Genomic DNA, 16,234 nt, shown 5'->3' on the forward strand with positions numbered 1-16,234 from the left:
CAGGGTCAACGCATAACTTTTTGAAAAAATCAAATTTTGGGATGATTTATTAACGTCTTATGAACAAGGATGTTAGTGGAATTTTTGAAAATCAAATTTTTTTAGCTCATTGTTCATAACTTGTTGCCTTAAAGTTAATAACATTCTGACATATAGTATATTAAGCCATATTTTTGTATTTCTTTTGCAAGAAAAATGGCAAACATGGAAACATCTTTACATGAGCATTTTGGGAATATCTCCGATCCAAGGATCAACAGGCACAAGCGTCATTTGCTAATTGATGTAATCATCTTGACCATCCTTGCAGTGATTTGTGGGGCAGAGTCATGGGATTCTATTGAGTTGTTTGGAAAAACGAAGATTGATTTTTTAAAGACGATCTTGAAGTTGCCCAATGGCATACCCTCGCATGATACAATAAATCGTGTTTTTTCTATGCTGAACTCAAGAAGGTTTGAACAAGTATTTACCCAATGGGCCAATACACTGATAGACAAGGGCATTAAGCATGAGTTGATTGCAATTGACGGAAAAACTGTGAGGAGATCAAAAGACACCTATCATGGCAAGTCTGCTATACACCTTGTAAATGCTTGGGCTAACCAGAACCAATTGGTGTTGGGACAATACAAAACAGACAACAAATCCAACGAAATAACTGCCATCCCTGAATTGCTCGAACTCCTTGATATAAAGGGTAGTATAATATCAATTGATGCCATGGGTACTCAAACGAAAATCGCTCAACAAATTGTGGATGCTCAAGCCGACTATATCCTTGCCCTAAAGGACAACCAACAAGAATTAAAGGAAGAAGTTGAAAGTATTTTTAATGTTCAGACTCCTGAATTTTCAAACGAAACTGTTGACAAAGGACATGGCCGCTTGGAGATCAGAAAATGTGATGTGGTCAATAACCTTGAATTCGCTCATGGGAAAGAAAAGTGGGCAAACCTGACAAGTATAGTGAGAATCAAATCTGAACGCACAATAGCAAGCAAAACCGAAACTGAAACAAGATATTACATCAGTAGCATGAATGCCGATGCTGTCAGATTCAACCAATACATAAGATCACATTGGGGGGTAGAAAACTCTTTACATTGGACTCTGGATATGACATTCAGAGAAGATGAACAACGCAAAAGAAATGGAAAATCTGCACAAAACTTTGCCCTGATCAATAAAATTGCTCTGAATCTTTTAAGAAGGGATAAGTCCAAAGGAAGCATGAAATCAAAAAGGCTTAAGGCTGGTTGGGACAATAGCTTCCTGCTTAGTATTATTAAAAATTAAATGCGTTGACCCTGCCAATGAACGGTATAAACTGTATTGCACTAATTTTTATACTTTTGCCACATGGAATCAACACGACAGTTACGCATATCAAAGTTGCTCCAGAAGGAGTTGGGAACTATTTTTCAGCGTGAATCCAAAGAGAGATTTGGCGCTGCCATGATCACTGTAACAAAAGTGCATGTCACCAAAGATCTTTCCATTGCCAGGGTTTACCTGAGCCTATTTGCTACGAAAGACAAAGCATCCCTGATGGAGACCATTACGAATGGCGCCGGAGAAATGCGTTTTAATCTTGGCCGAAGGGTAAAGGACCAGCTAAGGCACATCCCCGAACTTGAATTTTATGAAGATGACTCGCTGGACTACATCGAAAAAATTGAGAATTTGCTTCATAATTAAATCCGGGTTACATGCAATACGATCCGATTAAAAAAGACCTGGGGAGTGTATTTAACAAATCTGTAACGCACCGGATACTCTTTTACAAATTACTTGATTTACTGCTGTTACGCACCTGGCATATCCGCAAGGCTATCAGGCAATGGAAAAAAGGAATTCAGGGCGAAATTCATATCCTTGACGCTGGTTCAGGCTTTGGACAATATACTTATTTTCTGGCAAAACACAATTCAGCCTGGAAAATCCTTGGTGTTGATGTGAAGGAAGAGCAGATTAACGACTGCCGGAATTTTTTTTCGAAAAGCGGAATTTCAACTGTTGAGTTTGAAATAGCTGATCTTACACAATTTGTCCGTGATAATACATACGACCTTGTGTTATCGGTGGATGTGATGGAACATATTGAGGATGATGTCAGTGTATTTAAAAATCTTTGCCAATCACTCAAACCGGGTGGCCTGTTGCTGATATCGACACCTTCGGACAAGGGTGGTTCTGATGTACATCAGCATGAATACAAGCCGGGAGAGGTACAATCATTTATTGATGAACACGTGAGGGATGGTTACAATATTGACGAGATTCAGCAAAAACTCATCGGTGCAGGGTTTTCCCGTACACAAGCCGAATACGCTTATGGCTGGCCCGGAAAAATTTCCTGGAAACTTTCGATGAAATTTCCGATATCAATGCTAAATTTGTCCAAGGCATTTTTTATCGTTTTACCTTTTTATTATTTCGCAACTTACTGGTTCGTTTTGTTATTGAACTTTTTGGATGTCAAATTAATACATACATCAGGAACAGGCTTGGTTGTGAAGGCCTGGAAATGATTCGCCACCTAAAAAACTGCTCAATTTTTTAGCATACCCAGACAATAAATTTTTTCAGCCATTAAAACCTTCCCACTTTATATCGCCCGCCGGTATCTGTTTGCGAAAAAATCGCACAACATCATCAATGTGATTTCAGGGATTTCAGTAGCCGGGGTTACTGTTGGCACGATGGCGCTCATCATTGTCCTCTCGGTTTTTAATGGATTTGAAACGCTCATCGTTTCGCTGTTTAACTCCTTCAATCCAGACCTGGTGATTACTGCAAAAAAGGGGAAAACAATCAGCCTGTCAACATTTCCTGCCGATGAAGTCTTGAAGTTACAGGGCGTTTTTGCCATGACTGAAGTGGTTGAGGAGACTGCATTGCTCAAATACCGCAATAATCAGTATTTAGCTACCATCAAGGGAGTAAGCGATGATTTTGTGAATACCAGCGGGATTGATACCATGATGGTTGAAGGGGGTTTTGTTTTACACGCATTTGGTCAACCCCGGATGATTATGGGTGCGGGTGTATCCTATTATCTCAACGCCAGCCTGAACGACCAGTTGAATCCCATCACTGTTTACCTCCCGCGCAGAGAGGGGGCCATTGGTATGTCGCTTGAAGGAGCGTTTAACAGCCGCAATCTTCTACCCTCAGGTATATTCTCCATACAGCAGGATTTTGATACAAAATATGCCATTGTTCCTATTGACTTTGTTCGCGAACTAATGAATTATGAAGATGAGGTAACAGCCCTCGAAATTGGGCTTTATTCTGATTTTAAGGTGGATAAAGTAAAGCAGGAAATAAAAAAGTTGATTGGAGATGATTTTGAAGTGAAAAACCGCTTTGAACAACAGGTGATGCTTTACCGGATCATGAAGTCGGAGAAATGGGCTATCTTCTTCATTTTGACATTTATACTCATCATTGCAGCCTTTAATGTGATCAGTTCGCTCACCATGCTCATCCTGGATAAGAAAGAGGATATTGCCATACTTCACAGCATGGGAGCAAACAACACATTGATTAAGCGTATTTTCATGTTTGAAGGGATGCTGATTTCTAACGGCGGAGCGCTGCTCGGATTGTTCTTTGGTGGTGTTGTAAGCTGGGTGCAGCAGCAATTTGGTATCATCAGTCTTGGTGGTGGAACCGGTGCCTTCGTCATTAACGCCTATCCGGTAGAGTTGCAATTTGGTGACTTCATTATAGTTTTTTTTACCGTTATAGCTATCGGGTTTATCGTGGCCTGGTATCCGGTGAGGCAAATCTCAAAAAAATACCTGAGCCAAAAACTTTAACCTTTTTTAATCATAAAATCGGATCAGGCAACCACGCAGCTTATGCGTTGTCATTATTGGGTTATCAGCGATTCCACATTTGAATAGTCCAAAAAAATCAAAGTTTATTGGACTTTTTCATGTTAAGATATTGATTTTTAGTTTAACTTTGCTGGCTTTTAAGGACGAAAAACATTACAAACTACTCAAGGTTTTAAGGCGGATGAATTTTGGTTTAAATATCCCGAAAGTGTGTGCCGCTCTGGTTTTTATGACATTGTTCATAACCGGTCAGATGCTGTATGCTCAAACCATTCAGATTACAAACGGGGTAAATACCACCACAATCATCGATAATGACTATTCGCTGCTAAGCATATCCAATGCCGTCTCCTCCCTTAATGCAGCTAAAATCAAAACTGCTGACCATGATTTTACTCAAATAGAAATCGAAGGTTACGGTTTTTCAACAAATTTAGGCCAGCCAAAACTTCCGGTATTGAAGAAGCTGATCGAAATTCCTTTGGAGGCTAACATCGAGGTGGTTATTACTTACAAAAGATTCAAAGAGATTTCGTTAAATGAGTTCGAACTCTACGATTTTATTTACCCGGCGCAGCCCTCACTTAGCAAAAGCACTGATCCAACAGAAGCCATTTTCTATTTCGACGAAGATTTTTACAACATTGACGATTTCCTTGGAAATGAACTGGTTTCAGTTTATCCACTAGGTGTAATGCGGGGAGTGAATATCGCAAGGATTGAGATTGCTCCGATTCAATACAATCCGGTGGCAAATATGATAAGGGTGCACGATCAGATTACGGTTGAATTTCGGTTTACTGACGGCAACACATTCAGAACCATTGAGATGAAGCAGGATCAGATGAATCCGTTTTTTTCCGGAATCACCACAATGCTTTTCAATTACAAAGAAGTTGAGAATCCTGAAAATATATTTGAAGCACCACCAATCACCTACTTTATTGTTTCAGATCCGATGTTTCGGGATGCACTTCAGCCATTTATTGTCTGGAAAACCAGAAAAGGTTTCCGGGTAATAGAGGCTTATACTGACAATCCTTCGGTTGGTAGCACAACTGGAAGCATTAAGGACTACCTGCAAAATTTTTATGAAAATCCGCCGGAAGGATTTCAACCGCAAAGCTTTGTGCTGATAGTCGGAGATGTAGCCCAAATCCCGGCCTTTAACGGAACCACCGGTAACCATGTAACTGATCTTTATTACTGTGAATATACCGGCGACATGTTCCCTGAGGCTTACTACGGGCGTTTCTCTGCAAATAATCTTGACCAGCTTCAATCTCAGATCGAGAAAACCCTCGAATATGAGCAATATGCGTTCCCAGATCCCTCATTCCTTGATGAAGTAATTATGGTTGCGGGCCAGGACAGTTATCATCAATTGACATGGGGAAATGGGCAAGTCAACTATGGTAACGATTATTATTTCAATGAATCCAACGGGCTTTATTCTCACACTTATTTGCAACCAGAACCACCAGGCGGTAATTATTCCCAGCTTATCCGTCAGAATGTATCCAATGGGGTAGCCTTTGCCAATTATACCGCACATTGCAGTGCTGCCGGTTGGGCCAATCCTGCTTTTACAGTCAACAATATCCAGGCTTTGGAAAACCAAAGTAAATACCCGTTGATGATCGGCAACTGCTGTTCTTCTGTTGAATTTCAGATTAATTCATTCGGTGAGGATATTATGCGTGCCGCAGGAAAAGGGGCAATCGGATATATCGGCGGGTCAAACAGTACGTATTGGGATGAAGATTTTTGGTGGGGAGTTGGCTTTAAAGATATTGTAGCTAATCCGACCTACGATCCCCAAACACTTGGAGCTTTCGACCGAATGTTCCACAATCAGCCTGAAATTACCCTAAACGACTGGCATATTACACAGGGACAATTACCTGCAGCCGGGAACCTCGCTGTTACACAATCTGGTTCAACCCTAACAAATTACTATTGGGAAATTTACCACCTGATGGGTGACCCTTCACTCATGTCATATTTTTCGCAACCACCTGAGGCCATTGCAACTTTTCCGGCACTTATTCCTTTGGGTGCAGCATCATTCGCAATGAATACCAATCCTTATGCTTACGTTGCTGTTTCAAAAGATGGAATTCTTTATGGTGCAGGCTTTGCCAATGAGGACGGGGCTGTTGAGATTATTTTCTCCGAGTTGATAACCATTCCCGGCGAAGCCGAAATTATTATAACCGGGCAACAGTTAAAGCCTTTCTTCGGAACTGTTTTGTTTGCATCCCCCAATGGCCCTTATGTATTATTGAAAGAGGCCACTGTTGAAGACCAGACAAACGGCAACAATGATGGGAAAATGGACTATGCCGAAACTTTTGGATTAAATCTTAATGTTCAAAATTACGGACAGGATTCCGGTTCTGATATTATGCTGAATTTGTCAACTACTGATGAATTCGTGACTATATCAGACGGAGTTACAACAATTGATCTGATTCAGCCGAACGAAATTCTATCGCTTTCAGATGTTTTTGAAATAACCACTGCGGAGACCATCCCCGATGGTCACATTGTCCTTTTCCTTCTTGAAGCAACTAATGGCGAAGAAACCTGGAGCAGTACATTTAACTTAGAAGGTCATTCACCAGTTCTTGAATTTGCCGGATTTACAATAAATGACCAGCAAGGCAACAATAATGGAAAATTTGACCCGGGCGAAGTTGTACAAATCACCGTTTATGCCAAGAACATCGGCTCATCCCGTGCTTTCAGCACACTTGGTAATTTGAGTACCAACGACTCTTTCATCACGGTGTTATCTGCTGAACCACAATTCTTCGGGGATGCTGATCCCAACGAATTGGTCAGTGCCACTTTCGAAGTTGTAGCAAACGAAAATACTCCAGCCGGACATCCTGCAGCCTTTGACCTCATGCTTAATGCAAACATGGGAATTTCCGGATCTGGGCATTTTGAGCTGACAGTAGGACCAATTCCGGTGTTAATTGTTGACCTTGATGGAAACCAAAACTCAGCCAATCATATCAAAGAAGCGGTGAGTCAACTTGGAATTGTGAATGAGTATAAAAATACCCTTCCGAACGACCTCAGTCTTTATTCATCGGTCTTTATTTCAGTAGGCGTTTATAACAACAACCACATCCTATCCGCTGCCGAAGGACAAATTCTCGCCGACTATCTGAATTCGGGTGGACGTCTTTACCTCGAAGGTGGCGATACCTGGTATTACGATCCAAAAACTTCTGTTCATCCGATGTTTGGTATAAACGGAATTTCGGACGGAGCCAGTGATCTTGACTCATTAGTAGGTATAAACGGTACTTTGTCGGCCGGGTTGAAAATGAAGTATTCAGGCGACAACAGTTGGATTGACCAACTTGAGGCTGTAAATGGCGCCCAAACCGTTTTTAAAAACAACAACCCTGAATATTTCTGTGCCATTTCAAAGATCGGAAATGGCTACAAAACCATCGGAACATCTTTTGAGTTTGGTGGGTTAGCAGCCGAAGCCGACCGTCATTTATTGATGACAAGTTATCTCGAGTTTTTCGAAATCACAATACCGGGGTCGCTGGTATGCAGCGCATATGCTCTTAATGATAATATTTGCAGTGGTGATACCACTCAGCTGGTACTTGAAATTTCGGGCGGATCAGGTAACTTCCGATATACATGGTCACCCGAAACAGGATTAAGTAACCCATCCATTCAAAGTCCAGAAGCCTTCCCGGGAGTTTCGACTGTTTACTCAATCCAAATCGATGATTTGCTTACCGGTAATGTCATTTCCCAACAGGTATCACTCACTGTCCGAGAAAAGCCACAAACTCCGGAAATAATCCAGGCCGGTCAAACACTTGTTTCGAGTATTCAATTCGGAAATCAATGGTACAATGATGACGGGGTGATTGAAGGAGCTACAGGTCAGGTTTATGCCCCACTTAAAACGAGTAACTATTACACAATTGTCACCAATGCTGAAGGATGTATTTCAGAGGTTTCCAATTTGATTTATTACCAATCAACATTTATTGACGAATTGATTTCCCAGGGTTCGTTCAGGATTTATCCCAACCCATCAGATGGACTTGTAAATATTGATTTCATTGCAGACGGGGCTGAAACATTAACGGTTTTTGTTTTCAATGCCTTTGGGCAATCAATGAACGAGTTCATTACACAAAACATCAAACGTGCAGGATATAATACCATCACGTTTAATCTTTCAGCACTACCGGGAGGTGTTTATTATTTCAAAATCATTGAGGGTGATCGATTGCTCACTAAAAAATTAATTTTAAGCAAATAGTTTCTTAATTTTCATATCCCTTTTCAGTTGCAAATACAAAATAAAATAATAATTCATTCATTTTCAAACTCGTTAACTTAAATTTTAATTTTATGAGAAAACTTTTTCTAAGTCTTCTACTGCTCATCGGATTTATTAGTTTGATGGCAAAAGATGGTTACCAGGTAAATTACACCAGGATTTCCAACGCGACTGCACAAGTTGAATTTACGCTCGGCGATTTCAACCTCAGACCTGTAAATCTCAATGGTACTGCATTTACTCAAATTCAGTTTCCGGGAAAAGTAACAACTATGGATGCCGGTTTCGCCGAACTTCCATTCATAAGTGCTGCCGTCCAACTTAATCCAATGAATAATGTTCAACTGAACATCATCGGTCAGGAATACCAGGATTTTCAGCTTGATGCCCCGCTTGTCCCGTCCAGAGGTGTCATTTATCGTGATCAGGATCCGAGCCAGATCCCTTACGTTATTGCTCCGGAGTCGATCATTGACGCTTTTTATCCTGAGACTTTAGCTAATTCCACCGAGCCTTTTATCATTAAAGATGTGAGAGGAACATCGGTGTTTGTTTACCCGTTCCAGTACAATGCTGTTCAGCAGATTCTGCGTGTTTACACCAGTGTAACCGTTGAATTGGTTGAAGATAACTCAACACCGGTGAATCCGCTTTACAACCCTTCGGGGAAATTATTCAGGGAGATGGAAGCGCTGTACCATTCTGTTTTCATTAATTATCAGTCCAGCCTTACTGAACTGGCAATGGAAGAAGCCGGCGATATTCTTGTAATTACAACTGCAAGAGATGAATCTGCCATTCAACCCTTCATTGACTGGAAGATGGAAAAAGGGTACAATGTTTTTAAGGAAGTTGTTTCGGTTGGAACCAACGTCAAAACACTGGTTCAGCAAAAATACAATGAAAACAACAGCATCCTTTATGTGCAGCTTGTCGGCGACTGGGCTGATATCAAGTGCGATTTGGGCGGCGGCGCCAATGCCCCAATGGATCCAATGCTTGGGTGTGTTGTTGGAACTGACGCATTCCCCGACATTGCCATCGGTCGTTTTTCAGCCACCTCGGCAGCTCAGGTGACCACACAGGTTAACAAGCTCATCAATTACGAAAAAAATCCTTCAGGCGCCTGGTATTCCAAAGCAATCAGCGTGGCAAGCAGCGAGGGTGCAGGTATTGGTGATGATGGAGAAATAGACTATCAGCACACGAATATTATTTATAACAATAAGCTGGATCCATTTACCTACGATGGACACAGCACTGCCTATGAACCGTCCGGCACGATCCTGCAGGTGAAAAATGCGATTGAGGCCGGCGCCAGTATCATTAATTACTGTGGTCACGGTTCGATGACTTCATGGGGAACAACCGGATTCAGCAACACTAACGTCAACCAATTGACCAATGGCGACATGCTCCCATTCATCTTTTCGGTTGCCTGTGTTAATGGTGCATTCCATTCGGGCGAATGTTTTGCTGAAGCCTGGCTGAAGAAAGAAAATGGCGGCGCTGTGTTGACTTTGATGGCCACCATCAATCAACCCTGGCAACCCCCCATGCGTGGTCAGGACTATTTCAACGACCTTCTCACCGGAGGTTACGATTATGCCACCAATCCCGGCAACGGTATCAGCACAACTGAAGGCCGTTCAATTATGGGTTCAATCGTTGTAAACGGCCTGGTGCTGATGTACACCGAGGCTAACTCAAGTTCAGATTTACAAACCATCCAGACCTGGACCATCTTCGGCGACCCATCAATGCAAATCAGAACTGCTGCTCCTGCCCCATTGACACTCTCAAGCAACATCATGCTGGTAGGAACACCTTTTGAAACAACCATTACTTCCAATGGAACACCAGTTGAAGGCGCTATGGTGGCTTTATCACAAAACGGTGTTTACGCAAGCGCCTACAGCGATGCGTCAGGTGCAGTTTCAGTCCCGAATGAATTTTTACCTGGTGATGTACTTTTAGTGGTCACTGCTTTCAACACCGAAACCATTTATGAAAATATCCAGTGTATCCCACCAACCGGACCTTATGTAATTTTTGATTCGGTCGAAATTAATGATGTCAACGGAAACAATAACGGCCAGCTTGATTATGGCGAAACCTCCTCTCTCAACGTTAGCATTAAGAATGTCGGAGTTTCTGTTGCTTCAAATGTTCAGGTTACCATTTCCTCAACCAGTGAATATGTTACTATTTTGAACGGTACAGCCAATTATGGTAATGTACCTGCCGGTGAGGTGATCATGCTCGAAAACGCTTTTTCTATTCAGATTGCTGAAGATGTTCCCAACGGACAGGGCATTTTATTCAACCTTACGGCCACAGGAGAGGAAACATGGGAAAGCTCATTCAGCGTGATGGCCTATGCTGGAATTGTTGAATATATTGACTTTCATGTTACTGACCCCAATGGGAATAACAACAATAAACTTGATCCGGGTGAAACGGTAAATATGTTCGTTGTTGTTACCAACTCTGGAAATTCAGATGCTACAAACGTTATTGGCACACTTGCATCGGCAGATCCTTACATCACCATCAGCCAGGCGCAAATGAATTATGGTACATTAACTCCCGGCCAGGAAGTGGAAATGAGTTTTACCGTTACAGCATCCGAAACTTCACCAGCTGGTCATATGGCCAGTTTCAATTTCGAAATTGCCGCTGATTTAGGCCTGACTGGTTCAGGAAGCTTCTCAATTGTGATTGGTCAAATTCCTGTCCTGATTATTGATATGGATGGCAATCACAACTCTGCAAACAAAATGACTACTGCTCTGGACGAAATTGGTCTTTCATATGAACTTGTAACCGCCTTCCCTGCAAATCTTGATCTTTATTCCTCAATTTTTGTTTGCCTTGGCATTTATTCCAGTAATCATCAGTTGACCGCAACGGAGGGAACGCAATTAGCTTCTTATCTGAATAACGGTGGAAGACTCTATATGGAAGGTGGCGATACCTGGTACTATGATACACAAACAGCTGTTCATACGATGTTTGGAATTGATGCGACCGGTGATGGTTCAGGTGATTTGAGCACTGTTACAGGGTTGGCCGGAACATTTACTGCAGGAATGAGTTTCCCGTATAATGGTGACAACGCATGGATTGACCGACTTTCTGCTTCAGCAGGCGCAACACTCATCCTTCAAAATTCAAGTCCGGTGTATGGAACTGCTGTTGCTTACAGCGCCGGAGCATACAGCACCATTGGCGCTTCACATGAATTCGGTGGTCTGAATGGCGATCGTAAAGCACTGATGGAAGCTTATCTTGATTTCTTTGGAATGATGCCGGCTACACTTGTGCCAAATTTCATGGCCAATGTTACCGAAGGTTGTGAAGGGCTGGAAGTTCAATTCACCGACCAGTCAATTGGCGCCACTTCATGGTCCTGGACTTTTGTTGGCGGAACACCGGGAACTTCTGCCGAACAAAATCCTGTTGTTGTTTATAATGACGAAGGTGCTTTCAATGTCACACTCGAAATTTCCGACGGAACAAATACTACTTCAATGACCAAAAACAATTATATCCATGTGATGGATGTACCAGGTCAGGCCGGACCAATCATTGGCGAAGGTGAAGTTACTATGGGTGACATTACAGATTATCATGTTGAGGCCCTTGACGAATGCACACTCTACAATTGGGTCCTGACTCCAGAGGGTTCAGGCGAATTGGAAGTAAGTATGAACTTTGTGACCATTCACTGGAGCGATACCTGGAACGGTTCCGCTACATTAAAGGTTTGCGGTGGTAATGATTGCGGTATGGGTCCTTATTCTGAAGACTTCACCGTTATAGTAGCTGACCCTACAGGCATTGCCAAAATTGACCAACAGGCACTGAACATTTATCCAAACCCGTCAAAAGGACTATTTGTTATCGAACTTACTTCGGCTGAAGACGTTACTTATCAGCTTGCAGTGGTAAACCTGCTTGGAATTGATGTGTTGCAAAAAACCATCGAATTCAGCGGTTCTTATAACGAAACCATTGATATTAGTGCTCTTCCAGAAGGTGTTTATTATCTCTATCTGAGAAACGAACAACAATCAATCGTAAGAAAGTTGATTGTTCAGAAATAACTCATCTTGGATGAATTGAAAAGGCCGGCGGAATCAACCACCGGCCTTTTTCTTTCATAATCAGTCAATTTTATAAAAAGTGTACATGCCAGATCAACCCCTTCAAACTTGAATTCTCATCAGGAATGCAAGCGCTTTCTTTAATACCGATTGCACTTTCAATATAGTCCAATTTCGACTTCGTCTCATTGTACTATTTTCAAGTAGCATCGGCATTTACCATTGTAAAATTATGAAATGGTTTGGACCATTTTATAATTACAATTGGTATAACATTCTAACGCAATACGAAAGGAACCACCACAGAAATGAGTCCCGTGCACACTACCACCATGATAAACAAGTTGTAGCGGACGCTGTAATTGTTGAGCAGGCTTTCGTCGTAATATTTTGAAACATCCTGGTCTCTGTACATCTGAATCAGGCCACTGATCAGCTTCGCGCGGGTTTGTTTACCTTTCAGCAAGCCGAAAATGGCAACTATATTTATCAGAATAACCAGGCCAACAAAAAGAAACATCACGATCAGTGTTGAATCTTTCGTTCGCGAATCTTCTACCAATCCTGAATTCACTGCCAGGGAGATCAGGTTAAGCAGGATGGATGACAGGATAAAAATGCTGTCCGTTTTTGCACTTTGTGTTAACTCGCCAATGATGTGCTTGTGAACATGTTCTAACATAATTTTTCCTCCTATTGATTAATTATTGATTAAAACCCGAATATTTACCTCTTTTCATTGTGGACACTTTGATTGTGAAGTTCAATTCAGGAACTTGCTCAGTGTTTGAATAAACAAAGTTAATCATTAAACCTACAACACCAATTTACTCAATCACAACTGAGATTAGTCTTTCACCTGTTCAAACATCAAATCAGCCATAGGGAAAACTGAACCTCCCAAACGCATTTCTGCTTTGATCGTTCCATTTTCGTTCACCTGACCAAGCCAGAGATCAACTTCCTTCGTTCCGACCGGATCATTTTCAAAGATCTTTCCTATTGTGCCACACTCGATAACATAAGAAACACCGGTTTCCCATAAAGTATGGTTTTTCAACATTTTCCCATTTTCGAAAGAAGATAATCCGATGGTGCCGCTTGCGGTTTTATCATGATTGATCACCAACGTAAAGATTGCCGAATCAGAAATAAACTGTGAATGCTTCTCGTCACCCACTTTAAAGCGAACTGTAACTTTTGTGTTTTCAGTTCTCCAGTATCCGCAGTAAGGCTGCGGTACAACCCACTCAGTGACTTTGCATGATACAAGTACAAGGGTGATAAGGACATAAATCCAAAAGTACACTGGATTTGAATAAAATTTATGGTTTTTCATTCTTGTAAATTTTAATGTGAAGTGAACTCATAAGGCTAATTCTTCACCTGATCCTTTATCGATACATCCGGAATTCAATGCATTGGTCTGACCTCTTGAAATTAACCAATACAAGATAAAAAACAAACCGGGTGCCGCAAGCCCGCTAATCCACGGGTCAAAAAGCAGGTCTGGTCTTAAAAAATGAAATCCAACAATTCCGGCGATAGTGATCAGGCCACCAACCCCTTCCCATTTCCAGGCAACGATTAAACCGATGATAATTGAAACCGGAAAGAAAGCAAAAGACACCATTTCGGACTGGGAGTTAAATTCTTCTCCTTCACTTGTTATCGATCCGATCAGATGTGCACCTAAAAAGAAAAGCATGAAAGCAAGGCTGCACGATCCCCAAATGCGGGCTATCCATCGGATAATTATAGCGGCCATTTTTTTATTCTTCATGGTCTTGATGATTAAAGTTTCTCAAACATCAAATGAGCCATAGGGAAATAATTTAGCCCTCCTTTTCGAAGTTCTGCTTTAATTTTGCCAGATTCATTCACAGGACCAATCCAGATATCAACTTCCTTTAATACCTCCGGATCACTTTCAAAGATCTTCCCAACTGGTCCACATTCGATTATATATTTAATGCCGTCTTCCCAGGGTAAACTGAAATTCCATTTTATTTTTCCATTTTCAAACGAAGCCAATCCAATAGAGCCACTGACGGTATTTTTATCATGAACTTCAAGAATGACAACCGCTGAATCTGAGATGTACTCTGAGTGTCCGCTACCGTCTGTTTTAAAAAGAACTGTAATTTTACTCTTTCCCGATTGCCACTTTCCGATATACTGTTCAGATAGTTCACCGGTACAACAAACAAGCGTCAGCGTAAAAAGAGGGATCAGAAAGAATTGAACAGCATGTTTTCGGGCCATTTTTAATGCCAGTTTGCATCTGATGTTGATTTGACTTTTCATGGTGTTTGCCTCCTTTCATTCTCAAAACTCCAGACTTTTGCTTTCGTATTTGGCCATGAACTGTGGAACTGAACTTTTCTTTTTGATCCACTTTCCAGAAACATCATGGTTAATCCGGTAAAGATACCGATGGTACTACCAAGTGCCCATTTCTGATAATTTTCGGCATTGAAAGTCTGGTTTTTGTAGTCATAGCAAATGAATGGTGAAGCAAATAACAGGAATAGTGAGCCGTAAAGAACAAAATCATCTGTATCATAAATCCATGCAAATAAAGTGTTTCTGTAAAGCAGGATATCAATATCATTGAGGGACACATTCATTTTATAGGTTGAATCAGGTGCAGGGACGATGAAGCTTTTTGCCGGAATACTGGACTCAATCCGGGTTCCATTTGTATAAACACTGTGAATTCTGATCTTTCTCAGGTTCATCTGTAATGTATCCCCGATTACACCCTTAAAATTACCATACAAGTATTTGTTTTCCTTCAATGTATCGCTGTCAATCAATAACCTGCCAATTTCCATGCTGATCCCTGATTTTAGTTTCACGGTTTTCATTTTAGGTTTTCCGTCAATCCGGTAAACCGGGGCTTTCCATGTCTGAGCACTCACAATAAACCCAAAGTTGAGCATCACAACAAGCAGTATTAACTTTTTCATATTTTTAGTTTTTGTTTTGTTAATGAACTTGTTCTAAAGCATTCCAAAATTAAGTCAATTAATTAAAAAAATGCAAGCAACGCATCATTAATATGGGCTGAAAAATGAAAAATAATGATGGCTGATCTGATCGGGAGGATCAAACAGCAGGAGAGTAGGGATTCCGGTGGCCCGCGAATAATAAGGATCAAGCTGTTTGGCCTCCTCCGTCAGCTTTTCCGATTCAGCCTGATTGCCCAGGAACATCTCCACACGCGCCTGCCAGCCAATGGTATAGGCTTTCAGGGGGACTATCGGTTCGGGTTTGCTGTTCAGGTACTTTTCAAGGTATGTGTTGGCGATGGGTAATTCGGTTTGCGCCAGTTCACCGTTTTGCATCACCTTGTACAGGTGATACCTGGCAAGGTCAAGCAGCAGGATATTTTTTTCAGGATCTACTGCCATTACCCGGTTAAAGTATTCCTCCGCTTTGGCAGGGTCATCAGTGAAAAGACAGGCCTTACCTGCTTCGGTAAGATACCCTGTATGATTTGGATCCGATGCGAGCAAATTTTCCCAGTATTCCAGCAGGTTGAACTCTTCAGGAACCACCACCGTTTTGGCTTTAGCTCCGAAATAGTTATCCATCGAAGCCAGTTTTTCGATGTGCTGTGCTGCTTTCAGGCTGTCGCCACCCATATCCTTTGGCAATAACCCATAGATCTCCACAAGATACATCCTTGCTTCATGGTAATCGGGTCTAATCTCGAGTACCCTTTCGAATTGCGCACAGGTTGCTGCTATGATTTCTTTTACCTGAGGATCTCCCATTTGCATGGACATAAATGCATTCAGGAAGCTGACAATTCCTTTATAGTAAGCATAGATCACATTTTCAGGATCAGCTTCGACAGCTTTGTTTATTGACTGGGAAATAGCTTCAATTTCCACCTGACTACCCCCCAGCAGCATATAGTGACTAAGTCGCGCCATTTC

12 protein-coding genes are annotated in these 16,234 nt (G+C 41.6%); 6 read left to right on the forward strand and 6 right to left on the reverse strand.

All coding sequences use genetic code 11. From position 1 onward, the window contains the following. The first annotated feature begins 195 nt into the window (after positions 1-195). From IH598_13665 to IH598_13690, 6 genes are all read left to right on the forward strand, one after another. Positions 196-1,299, forward strand: a complete 1,104-nt coding sequence (locus tag IH598_13665; protein MBE0639559.1) for an ISAs1 family transposase — start codon at positions 196-198, stop codon at positions 1,297-1,299. A gap of 63 nt (positions 1,300-1,362) precedes the next feature. After that, positions 1,363-1,701 (forward strand): 30S ribosome-binding factor RbfA, encoded by a 339-nt coding sequence (rbfA, locus tag IH598_13670; GenBank protein ID MBE0639560.1) that lies wholly within the window; start codon positions 1,363-1,365, stop codon positions 1,699-1,701. A gap of 11 nt (positions 1,702-1,712) precedes the next feature. After that, positions 1,713-2,534, forward strand: a complete 822-nt coding sequence (locus tag IH598_13675) for a class I SAM-dependent methyltransferase (protein MBE0639561.1) — start codon at positions 1,713-1,715, stop codon at positions 2,532-2,534. A 129-nt stretch (positions 2,535-2,663) separates the two neighbouring features. Beyond that, on the forward strand, positions 2,664-3,827 hold the full coding sequence (locus IH598_13680) for an ABC transporter permease (GenBank protein MBE0639562.1): 1,164 nt from the start codon (positions 2,664-2,666) through the stop codon (positions 3,825-3,827). Positions 3,828-4,029: 202 nt separating this feature from the next. Then, entirely contained in the window at positions 4,030-8,157 is a 4,128-nt protein-coding gene (locus IH598_13685) for a T9SS type A sorting domain-containing protein (GenBank protein ID MBE0639563.1), read from the forward strand. A gap of 92 nt (positions 8,158-8,249) precedes the next feature. Then, complete coding sequence (locus IH598_13690; protein ID MBE0639564.1) at positions 8,250-12,287, forward strand: T9SS type A sorting domain-containing protein; 4,038 nt, start codon at positions 8,250-8,252, stop codon at positions 12,285-12,287. 277 nt (positions 12,288-12,564) lie between these two features. Here the strand turns inward: IH598_13690 and IH598_13695 are convergent, their stop codons facing one another. The 6 genes from IH598_13695 to IH598_13720 all read right to left on the reverse strand — a co-directional run. Continuing rightward, entirely contained in the window at positions 12,565-12,969 is a 405-nt protein-coding gene (locus IH598_13695; protein MBE0639565.1) for a hypothetical protein, read from the reverse strand. 165 nt (positions 12,970-13,134) lie between these two features. Beyond that, a complete protein-coding gene (locus tag IH598_13700; protein MBE0639566.1) occupies positions 13,135-13,626 on the reverse strand; it encodes a hypothetical protein in 492 nt (163 codons plus the stop codon). A gap of 27 nt (positions 13,627-13,653) precedes the next feature. Then, positions 13,654-14,070 carry a hypothetical protein gene (locus tag IH598_13705; GenBank protein ID MBE0639567.1) on the reverse strand — a complete coding sequence of 139 codons (417 nt, stop codon included), beginning with the start codon at positions 14,068-14,070 and terminating at the stop codon, positions 13,654-13,656. An 11-nt stretch (positions 14,071-14,081) separates the two neighbouring features. Beyond that, complete coding sequence (locus tag IH598_13710) at positions 14,082-14,594, reverse strand: hypothetical protein (GenBank protein ID MBE0639568.1); 513 nt, start codon at positions 14,592-14,594, stop codon at positions 14,082-14,084. After that, on the reverse strand, positions 14,591-15,259 hold the full coding sequence (locus IH598_13715) for a hypothetical protein (protein MBE0639569.1): 669 nt from the start codon (positions 15,257-15,259) through the stop codon (positions 14,591-14,593). Before IH598_13715 ends, IH598_13710 begins: the two co-directional genes overlap by 4 nt. 87 nt (positions 15,260-15,346) lie before the next feature. Next, positions 15,347-16,234, reverse strand: an 888-nt coding sequence (locus IH598_13720) for a hypothetical protein (GenBank protein MBE0639570.1), incomplete at its 5' end; no start/stop codon positions are given.

This window comes from Bacteroidales bacterium (assembly GCA_014860585.1).
In the GTDB taxonomy this organism is placed as follows: domain Bacteria; phylum Bacteroidota; class Bacteroidia; order Bacteroidales; family 4484-276; genus RZYY01.

Excerpts from the sequence above, each read along its gene's own strand:
- IH598_13665 (MBE0639559.1), top strand. The coding sequence starts at position 196 with ATGGCAAACATGGAAACATCTTTACATGAGCATTTTGGGAATATCTCC.
- rbfA (MBE0639560.1), top strand. The coding sequence starts at position 1,363 with ATGGAATCAACACGACAGTTACGCATATCAAAGTTGCTCCAGAAGGAG.
- IH598_13675 (MBE0639561.1), top strand. The coding sequence starts at position 1,713 with ATGCAATACGATCCGATTAAAAAAGACCTGGGGAGTGTATTTAACAAA.
- IH598_13685 (MBE0639563.1), top strand. The coding sequence starts at position 4,030 with ATGAATTTTGGTTTAAATATCCCGAAAGTGTGTGCCGCTCTGGTTTTT.
- IH598_13690 (MBE0639564.1), top strand. The coding sequence starts at position 8,250 with ATGAGAAAACTTTTTCTAAGTCTTCTACTGCTCATCGGATTTATTAGT.
- IH598_13695 (MBE0639565.1), bottom strand. The coding sequence starts at position 12,969 with ATGTTAGAACATGTTCACAAGCACATCATTGGCGAGTTAACACAAAGT.
- IH598_13700 (MBE0639566.1), bottom strand. The coding sequence starts at position 13,626 with ATGAAAAACCATAAATTTTATTCAAATCCAGTGTACTTTTGGATTTAT.
- IH598_13705 (MBE0639567.1), bottom strand. The coding sequence starts at position 14,070 with ATGAAGAATAAAAAAATGGCCGCTATAATTATCCGATGGATAGCCCGC.
- IH598_13710 (MBE0639568.1), bottom strand. The coding sequence starts at position 14,594 with ATGAAAAGTCAAATCAACATCAGATGCAAACTGGCATTAAAAATGGCC.
- IH598_13715 (MBE0639569.1), bottom strand. The coding sequence starts at position 15,259 with ATGAAAAAGTTAATACTGCTTGTTGTGATGCTCAACTTTGGGTTTATT.